The sequence below is a fragment of the Amycolatopsis rhizosphaerae genome (assembly GCF_007713715.1).
GTDB classification, from domain to species: Bacteria; Actinomycetota; Actinomycetes; order Mycobacteriales; family Pseudonocardiaceae; genus Amycolatopsis_E; species Amycolatopsis_E rhizosphaerae.
The window spans coordinates 1-8413 of the sequence record NZ_VJWX01000313.1 but is presented as its reverse complement, the minus strand read 5'-3'; the positions used below and the strand labels follow the sequence as shown (position 1 = coordinate 8413).

General features: G+C 71.8%; 9 protein-coding genes. 5 read left to right on the top strand and 4 right to left on the bottom strand.

Annotated features, from left to right (window positions below):
- The coding region (locus FNH05_RS25520) for a serine/threonine protein kinase (RefSeq protein ID WP_144591249.1) at positions 1-1443 on the bottom strand (1443 nt) is incomplete at its 3' end.
- A gap of 132 nt (positions 1444-1575) precedes the next feature.
- Between FNH05_RS25520 and FNH05_RS25515 the strand changes: the two genes are divergently transcribed.
- Complete coding sequence (locus FNH05_RS25515; RefSeq protein ID WP_144591248.1) at positions 1576-2001, top strand: hypothetical protein; 426 nt, start codon at positions 1576-1578, stop codon at positions 1999-2001.
- On the opposite strand, the gene FNH05_RS25510 is transcribed toward FNH05_RS25515, so the two are convergent.
- A complete protein-coding gene (locus FNH05_RS25510) occupies positions 1988-3241 on the bottom strand; it encodes a sensor histidine kinase (RefSeq protein WP_144591247.1) in 1254 nt (417 codons plus the stop codon). The genes FNH05_RS25515 and FNH05_RS25510 overlap by 14 nt on opposite strands.
- Positions 3238-3924 (bottom strand): response regulator transcription factor, encoded by a 687-nt coding sequence (locus FNH05_RS25505; protein WP_186382731.1) that lies wholly within the window; start codon positions 3922-3924, stop codon positions 3238-3240. The genes FNH05_RS25510 and FNH05_RS25505 overlap by 4 nt, the downstream gene beginning before the upstream one ends.
- A 34-nt stretch (positions 3925-3958) precedes the next feature.
- On the opposite strand from FNH05_RS25505, the gene FNH05_RS25500 reads away from it, so the two are divergent.
- From FNH05_RS25500 to FNH05_RS25490, 3 genes are all read left to right on the top strand, one after another.
- Positions 3959-5359 (top strand): BTAD domain-containing putative transcriptional regulator, encoded by a 1401-nt coding sequence (locus FNH05_RS25500; RefSeq protein ID WP_186382730.1) that lies wholly within the window; start codon positions 3959-3961, stop codon positions 5357-5359.
- Between the two features lie 72 nt (positions 5360-5431).
- On the top strand, positions 5432-6103 hold the full coding sequence (locus FNH05_RS25495) for a response regulator transcription factor (RefSeq protein WP_144591245.1): 672 nt from the start codon (positions 5432-5434) through the stop codon (positions 6101-6103).
- 51 nt (positions 6104-6154) lie between these two features.
- The gene (locus FNH05_RS25490; protein ID WP_144591244.1) at positions 6155-6532 is read left to right on the top strand and encodes a hypothetical protein; all 378 of its coding nucleotides are present in this window, start codon (positions 6155-6157) and stop codon (positions 6530-6532) included.
- A gap of 33 nt (positions 6533-6565) precedes the next feature.
- Here FNH05_RS25490 and FNH05_RS25485 read toward each other — a convergent pair whose 3' ends face one another.
- A complete protein-coding gene (locus FNH05_RS25485) occupies positions 6566-7138 on the bottom strand; it encodes a TetR/AcrR family transcriptional regulator (protein ID WP_144591243.1) in 573 nt (190 codons plus the stop codon).
- 114 nt (positions 7139-7252) lie between these two features.
- Between FNH05_RS25485 and FNH05_RS25480 the strand changes: the two genes are divergently transcribed.
- Positions 7253-8413: FAD-dependent monooxygenase (locus tag FNH05_RS25480; RefSeq protein WP_144591242.1), on the top strand; the 1161-nt coding region annotated here is incomplete at its 3' end.

Genomic DNA, 8413 nt, shown 5'->3' with positions numbered 1-8413 from the left:
GAGGGTGCAGTGGGCGCCGCGAAGGGGGGCCGGGTCGCTGGTGTAGATGTGCGTGCCGTCGGTCGCGCGGATCCGGAAGCAGTACTTGCGGGCCGGGTCGACCGGGACCGACGCGGTGTGCTGGTGGTTGACCACCTGGACCGTCGTGCCGATCCGTTCACCCGTGACGACCACCGCGAAGTCCAGTTCGCCGTCGGCACTCCAGTTCAGCTGGACCGTGGTGCCCAGATCGACGGGCGGGGCCAGGACGAGATTCACCTTCGGTGCCGGGTCGGCCGAGGACGGCGGCTGTGCGGGCGGGGCGGAACTCATCGCCACCGGGGCGGCGAGCTGCCGGGCCGGCGCGTTCAGCGCGATGACCACCGGCACCGCGGTCAGCCCCACGACCGCCACCCCGAGGCCCACCAGGATGGCGGGCCGCCGACCGATCCGCGACCGCCTTTCGGGCCGCGAAGGCGTCGATCCGTCGAAGGTGCGGACCAGGGTTCGCCCACCCCCGCCCGAAACGGCGGACGGCACAGCGGACGGCACAGCGGACACCGAAGGCGGCCCGGAGGGCGGGAACGGCGCCGGGAAGGCCACGGGAGCGGGCGCTACGGCGCCGGCGAAGTCGTCGAACTCGACCTCGGGCCGACCCGCCGCCGTCCGGGACAGCCGCTCGAACGACTCCGCCACGCCCGCCGCGTCCCGCGGCCGGTCCGCCGGATCCTTGGCCAGCAGGCGGCAGACCACTTCGGACAGTTTGGCCGGGACCCCGGCCGTGGTGATCGGGGCCACCGGCTCGCGCAGCACGCGCAGGATCCGGTCGCCGGTCCGCTGCCCGGCGACGTGGGGGAACGGCGGTGCGCCCGTCAACGCGGTGTACAGCACGGCACCCAGCCCGTACAGGTCGGACGCCGCGGACAGGGTGTCGTCGCGCAGCGTCTCCGGGGCGGCGTACTCCACGGCGAACTTCGGGTCCCGGGGGAACCGCCGCCGCAGGGCTGTCCCGAAGTCGGCGAGGACCGGTTCGCCGGACAGGCGGTACAGCACGTTGTGCGGAGTGACGCCGCCGTGCACGACGTCCACCGCCTGTGCCGAGGCGAGCGCGGTGGCGATCGTCCGTCCGACGGCGAGGACGTCGGGCACGGCCAGTGGCGCGCCGCCCTGGCCGCCCTGCGCGAGCAGCCCGGCCAGCGAACCCCGGCACAGTTCCATCCACACGCCCGAACGTCCGTCCAGATCGGCCACCCCGTCGATGGGCAGGATCGTGCGCTCGGCCCGCACGGCATCGAGCGCCTTGCGCTCGCGCTCCAGCGCCGCCGCGGTGGCGCGGTCGAAACCGGCAGGGAACACCTTGACCGCGACCTCGGCGCCGGCCACCCGCCCCACATGGACCCTGGCGACCGGTCCCTCGGCGAGCAGTCGCACCCCGGTCACGACACCGTCGCCCTCAATGCTCATGCGGCCATTCTTCTCCGAACACGACCCACCGGTGGCAGGATTCGCCCGGAAAGCGCTTTCGCCACGTGAGCGCTCGCTGATCAACCGCGGGGATCGGCGCGGCCGCGAGTACACCGACCCTAGGCTGAGGGGGTGTTCGGCAAACGATCGTTGTGGCCCTACCTCGCCGGCGCCTCCGCGGTACTGGCGGTGGTGGTCTTCGCGCTGGTCCGGCTCGGGGAACCGGACCTGGTGCCGGTCCCGCCCGCGAGCACGTCCGGGGTGACCATCGCCGGGCAGCTCAGCCTGACCCAGACGGGGCCGGACGTCTCGGCGCACCTCACCGTCAGCGCGGACCGGGCGGTGACGCTGCGGGGGCTGACGGTCAAGGTGCGCGACCGGACGGGCGCCTTCCACGATTTCCCGGAACTGTCGAACATCGAGCTGACCACCGTGCCCAGGGAACTCGTGCTCAACGGCCGCCTTTCCCCGCCCGGCGAGTACACCTACTACCTGGCCTACCGGCTCGGCGGGGACTGGGTCAGCCTGCCGCCTTGGCAGACCATCACGATCCGCTGACCGGCAGCCGCAGCTCGAAGATCGCGCCGCCCTCGTCGGCGTTGTACACCGACAGCGTGCCGCCGTGCGCCTGCGCGACCCAGCGCACGATGGACAGGCCCAGCCCCGACGACCCGCCGGTGCTGCTGAACCGGTCGAAGGCGTCCGTGGCGGCTTCGGCGTCGATGCCCGGCCCGTGGTCGGCCACCGTCACGGTGCCACCGGCCACGGTGATGTGCACGATCGCCTCCTCCCCCGGCTTCCGCCCGTACCGCACCGCGTTGTCCAGCAGGTTGCCGATGGCGCGCTGCACCAGCGTCGGGTCGACGTCCACTTTGGTCGGTGCCGCGGTGACGGTGACCTTGGCACCCCCGGTCTGGGCGTCCTCGACCAGGCCGGTCACCAGCTGGTCCAGCCAGACCGGCTGGATGGCCAGTTGCTCCACCCCGGCGGCCAGGCGCGCCCGGACGAGGAGGTCGTCGATGATGCTGCCCATCGTGGCGGCCAGCCGGACCGTGCGGGGCAGCAGGTCGGCCCGCTGGGTGGGGTTGTCCAGTGCCGCCTCGGCCAGCGCGCGCAGCGCGGCCACCGGGGCGCGCAGATCGTGCGCCGTCTCGGCGAGCAGGATCTCCTGCTGCTGCAGTGCCGCCGCGGCGGGCCGGATCGAACGCCCGGACAGCACGTGGCCCGCGAAGCCGAGCGCGCTGATCAGCACCACGCACCCGCCGATCACCATGAGCACGAACTGCACGTGGTGCTGCTGCTGGGGTCCCATGTCCGCCACCGCGACCACCGCCCCGATGCTCTTGCCGCCCCGGCTGACCAGCGGTATGGCGCGCACCCTGACCAGCTCGCCGTCGACACCCCGCTGGTAGCCGGGAACCATCCTGCCGCCCCGCACCGCCTCCGCGGCGAGCCCGTTGAGCACCCCGGTGTCCATCGGCACGCAACTGCGGCTGGACAGGTGCGCCTGGAAGGCGGGGGCGCCACCCGGCATGATCGCGAACTGGGGGCAGTCGCCGTTCAGCGGATCGGTGTTGACGAGGCTGAAACCGATGGCCCCGCCGTCGAAGTCGACGAGCCTGGAGACCGAGGAGGTGACCCGGTCCAGGTCGGCGTCGATCTTCGCGACGCCCTGCTCGCTGTCGCCCGCGACGACGATCCAGGCGAACACCACCAGACCGATGGCGTTCGTGACGGTGAACAGGGCCGTCAGCACCCAGCGCAGCCTGCGCAGCCGGTCGGCGGAGGAGCCGTTCACGAGGCGCCGAGCCGGTAGCCGACGCCGCGCACGGTGTGGATCAACTCCGGTCCTCCCAGCTTGCGGCGCAGCCGTTTGACCACCGCCTCGACCACGTTGGCCATCGGGTCGGTCAGCTCGTCCCAGCAGTGCTCGATCAGATCCGCCCGCCCCACCGCCTGCTCCGGCCGGGTGAGCAGGTATTCCAGCACGGCGAACTCCTTGTTCGACAACGTGAGCAGCACCCCGGCCCGCCGCACCTCGCGGCGGGCGCAGTCCACGACGAGATCGCCGTGGCTCAGCACCGAGGGCCGCTCGATCCCCGACCGGTGGCACAGGTTGAGCACCCGCTCGGTCAGCTCGGCCATGGCGAACGGTTTGACGAGGTAGTCGTCGCCGCCGTGTTCGAACCCGGCGACCCTGTCGGCGAGGGCGTCGCGCGCGGTCAGGAACAGCACGGGCACCTGCCAGCCCTGCCGGCGGCGGGTGTGGACGTAGCCGATGGCGTCGCCGTCGGGCAGCATCCGGTCGAACACCACGCAATCGTAGCGATCCGCGCGCAGGGCCTGGTCCGCGCTTTCGATGGCGCCGGTGGTCCGGACCTCAAGCCCGGCCCCCCGGAGCTGCGCGGCCACCGCGACCTGCACGTTCTCGTCGTCTTCGACGATCAGCACCCGGGCTCGCGCCGCTGTGTTCGCTGTCATCAAATCCTCATGTGTGCCGATGGAAAGTAAGCGCATGCAGTTTTCCGTACTCGGCCCGCTCCAGGTACGCCCGTCGCGCGACACGCGCGTCGAGCCGAGGGCCACCAAACCCGGCGCGCTGCTGGCCGTGTTGCTCCTGAACGCTAACGCGTGGGTCAGCGTGGATCAGCTGATCGGCGCAATCTGGCATGAACAGGCCGTCCCCGCCTCCGCCGTGCGCAACCTGCGCAGCTATGTCTGGCAGCTCCGCCGGAGCCTCGGCGAGCGGCTGGAGGGCGGGCCGTGCGGCTACCGGCTCCGGGTCTGTCCCGGCGAGCGTGACAGCGACCAGGTCGAGAGGCTCGCCGAGTCCGCCCGCTCGGCGATGGCCGCGGGCGAGTACGAGACCGCGGCCGAACGGCTTTCCGGCGCGCTGTCCCTGTGGCGGGGCGAACCGTTCGAAGGGCTCGTCTTCGAGGCCGCCACGGCGGCGGCGACCCGGTTGAACGAGCTGCGCCGGGAAGTGAACCACCTGCTGGCCGACGCCTGTCTCGAACTGGGCCGGACCAGTGAGGCGACGAGGCTGCTGCGCGAGCTGACCGAGCGGGAGCCCTGGTGCGAAAGCAGCTGGGCGCGGCTCGTCCTCGCCCTGCACCAGGCGGGCCGGACGGACGAAGCGCTGGCCGCCTTCGAACGGATCCGGAAACTGCTGCTCGACGAGCTCGGCGTCGGGCCGGGCCCGGAACTGGCCGCGGCCCAACGAAAAGTCCTGCACGGGAGGAAAACCATGAGCACCACCAAGCTCAGCCTGGTCGTGGGGGGCCGCCCGGCCCCGGCCCACGCCGAGATCGACACGCTCCTGGCGTCGGCACGCCACGAGGTGCTCATCATGAGCGACGGCCCGGGTTCCGGGCCGATCGACGCGCTGCGCCGGATCGCGCGGACGGGCCTGCACCCGGGCGTGCGTTACCGGGTGCTGTGCCCCGACTCGGCACGCCTGTCCAGCGCGCTGCGCACCCTGTCGCTCGCCGGGGCGGACGTGCGCACCGACGCCGAGGTTCCCATGCAGGCACTGGTGATCGACCGGGGCTCCGCGCTGCTGCCCGCGGACCGCGAGAGCACCGGATACCAGGCGGGCGCGGCGGTTTTCCGGTTGCCCGGGGTGGTGACCGCGACGGTGGGACTGTTCGAACGGATCTGGCAGGGCGCGGTGCCGCTGCTCCCTTCGGAACCCGCCGAGGCCGGGGACGGCGTGCTGACCCGCCGGGAGCGGGACCTGCTGGCCCTGCTGTGTTCGGGCAGCACAGACGAATCGGCCGCGGCCCGGCTGGGCATTTCGGTGCGCACGGTCCGGCGGATGGTCGCCGACATCATGAACCGGCTCGGGGCGCGCAGCCGGTTCCAGGCCGGGGTCAAGGCGGCCGACCGGGGCTGGCTGATGGACATGGCGGGCTGAAAACCCGTCCGGGAGCCGGAAAGTTCGCCCGTCGAGGACATGCCGGCCGAGGTGCCACGCTAGCGTGAACGAGTGCGCGTGCTGGTGACCGAAGACGACGACAACCTGCGGCTGGCCCTCGATGCCGCCCTGCGCGGCGCGGGGTTCGCCGTGGACGTCGCGTCCGATCTGCCCGCCGCGGACGAGGCTCTCGACGTCAACTCCTACGACTGCGCGGTGTTCGACCGGATGCTGCCCGCCGGGGACGCCCTGCCGTACGTGCGATGGCGGCGTGAGCGCGGCTGGACGGTGCCGGTGCTGTTCCTGACCGCGCGGGACAGCCTGACCGACCGGCTCGACGGGCTGCGCCTTGGCGGCGACTACCTGGCGAAGCCCTTCGCGATGGCGGAAATGGTGGCCCGGGTGCGCAGCCTGTGCCGCCGCAGCGGCACGAGCGGCACGGAACGGCCGGTCGTGCTGCGCTGCGCGGACGTCGAACTGGACGGCGGCAGGCACGAGGTGCGCCGGGGCGGAGTGCTCCTGACCTTGACCCGCAAGGAGTTCCTGGTCCTGGAACGGTTGATGAGCACCGCCGGAACGCCGGTTTCCCGGCAGGAACTGCTCCGCTGTGCCTGGGACGAGATGGCGGCCCCGGAGACGAACGTGCTGGACGTCGTGATCCGCCAGTTGCGGCGCAAGCTGCACGAACCACCGCTCATCCACACCGTGCGCGGCACCGGCTACCTCATCGGCGCTCCGGCCTGAGAGAGCGTCCGCGCGCCCGCGACCATTTCTTTCGCCTAGGGAGGCTGTCCGATGACAGAAGTGCGGAAGGAACGCACGAGTGCCGACTTCGCCCTCACCCTCGCCGGTTTGCTGCTGGGTTTCGTCGGCATGCTGGCGGTGCTCCGCGCCCTGCTCATGATGCCGCTGCCCGCGTCGCTGGCGATGGCGGAGTGGCGCTATCCCTACGGTGTGGAGCTAGCGCGCCACGGCTATGTGTGGCAGTACTGCCTTCTGCCGCTCGTTCTCGCCGGACTGCAACTCGCCCTGGCCGTGCTCGCCAACCGGCGCGCACACGCTGCGGGCCGTCACCGGGCCGCGGGAGTGTTCGGCATGACGGTCAGCATCATGTTCATCATCACGACGGCCATCATGGCCGCGGTGAGCATCGCCGTGGCCTGCTCCGGGTAAGCCGGCGCCCTCCGCGAGAAAAACCGTGCCCGCTCAGGCTTCCCCGGTCAGGTAGCGCTGGATGACGGGGGCGACGTCGGCGACGATCCGGTCTTCGGTCAGCGCGACCACCGGCGGCAGCCGGAGCACGTAGCGGCACAGGGCGAGGCCGAGGAACTGGCTGACCACCAGTCCGGCCCGCCGCGGGGCGTCCGCCGGATCGCCGAAGCGGAGCACGGCCGGGGAAACCTGCTCGACGAACACCTGCTGGATCTTCGCCACCAGCGCCTCGTCGGTGACCGCGGAACGCAGCAGGGTCAACAGGATTTCGCTGGTGGGCGGCCGTTCCCAGAGCGTGAGGAACTGCCGGGTCAGCACTTCGCCGAGGGTGCCGGGCGCCACGGCGTTCAGGTCGGGCAGTCCGAGATCGACCTCCACGGCGGCGGAGAACAGTTCTTCCTTGCTGCCGTAGTAGCGCATCACCATCGCGGGATCGATGCCGGCGTCGGCGGCGATCGCCCGGATGGTCGCCTTGCGGTATCCCTCGGCCGCGAAGCGGCGCCGGGCGGCTTCCTTGATGGCGGCGCGCGTCGCGTCCGAGCGGCGGGCCGGAGTCTCCTCAGTCATGTCAACGATTGTAGGCCAACGCCTGTTGACTTCGCCGCTCCCCGCTGGCTACAGTTACGTCAACAAGCGTTGGCCAACACCAGTTGACCTACCGGGTTCCACGAGGAGAAGACGATGAACACGCAGCGCGACAGCCTCCCGGAAAGCACGTCGGTGGTCGTGGTCGGCGCGGGCCCCGCCGGACTCGCCGCCGCGATCACCCTGGCCGACGCCGGGGTCGACTTCGTCCTGCTCGACCGGCAGGCCGAGGGGGCCAACACCTCGCGGGCCTGTGTGGTGCACGCCAGGACGCTGGAGGTGCTCGACGAACTCGGACTGGCCGGGGAACTGCACGAAAAGGGCGTCGTAGTGCCGGTCTTCACGGTGCGCGACGGCGCCTCGGCCGCCGGGCCCCTGGCCACGGTGCGGTTCGACGGCCTGCCCACCGCCTACCCGCACACCCTGATGGTGCCGCAGGACGTCACCGAAGCCGTGCTGCTGGCCCGGCTGCGCTCGGCGGGCGGCGACGTGACGCGCCCCTGGCAGGTCACCGGGATCAGCAATGACACCGATGACACCGATGGCACCGGTGGCGTGACCGTCACGGTGACCGGTGCGGACGAGTCCGCGCACACCCTCCGGGCCCGCTACGTGATCGGCGCGGACGGTATGCACAGCCTGGTCCGCGAGCAGGCCGGGATCGGGTTCACCGGCGACACCTACGCCAGTTCCTTCGTGCTGGCCGACGTGCGGATGGACTGGCCACTCGCCCGCGAGGAGGTCAGCCTGAACCTGTCGCCGGAAGGCGTCACCGTGGTCGCGCCGCTGCCGTGCGAAACCGGTGACCGGTACCGGATGGTGGCCACCGTCGCCGAGGCGCCGCAATCACCGAGCCTCGCCGACGTGCAGGCCCTGCTCGACGCCAGGGGTCCGCGGCAGGGCAAGGTACTGGTGCACGAGGTGCTGTGGAGCTCGCGGTTCCGGGTGCACCACCGCGTCGCCGACCACTACCGGGCAGGCCGGGTGTTCCTCGTCGGGGACGCCGCACACGTGCACAGCCCGGCGGGCGGGCAAGGCATGAACACCGGCATCCAGGATGCGGTGGCCCTCGGGCGGCTGCTGGCCCGGGTGCTGGACGGCGCGCCGGAAAGCCTGCTGGACACCTACGAAAGCACGCGGCGCCCGGTCGCCCTGGGCGTGGTCGCCTTCACCGACCGGATGACGCGCATGGCGAGTCTGCGCACCCGACCGGCCCGGCTGCTGCGCAACACCGCGATGCGCGTGCTCAGCCGGATC

Bases quoted from the DNA above. Each gene is read 5' to 3' on its own strand.
- FNH05_RS25505 (WP_186382731.1), bottom strand. From the start codon at position 3,924: ATGACAGCGAACACAGCGGCGCGAGCCCGGGTGCTGATCGTCGAAGAC.
- FNH05_RS25500 (WP_186382730.1), top strand. From the start codon at position 3,959: ATGCAGTTTTCCGTACTCGGCCCGCTCCAGGTACGCCCGTCGCGCGAC.
- FNH05_RS25490 (WP_144591244.1), top strand. From the start codon at position 6,155: ATGACAGAAGTGCGGAAGGAACGCACGAGTGCCGACTTCGCCCTCACC.
- FNH05_RS25485 (WP_144591243.1), bottom strand. From the start codon at position 7,138: ATGACTGAGGAGACTCCGGCCCGCCGCTCGGACGCGACGCGCGCCGCC.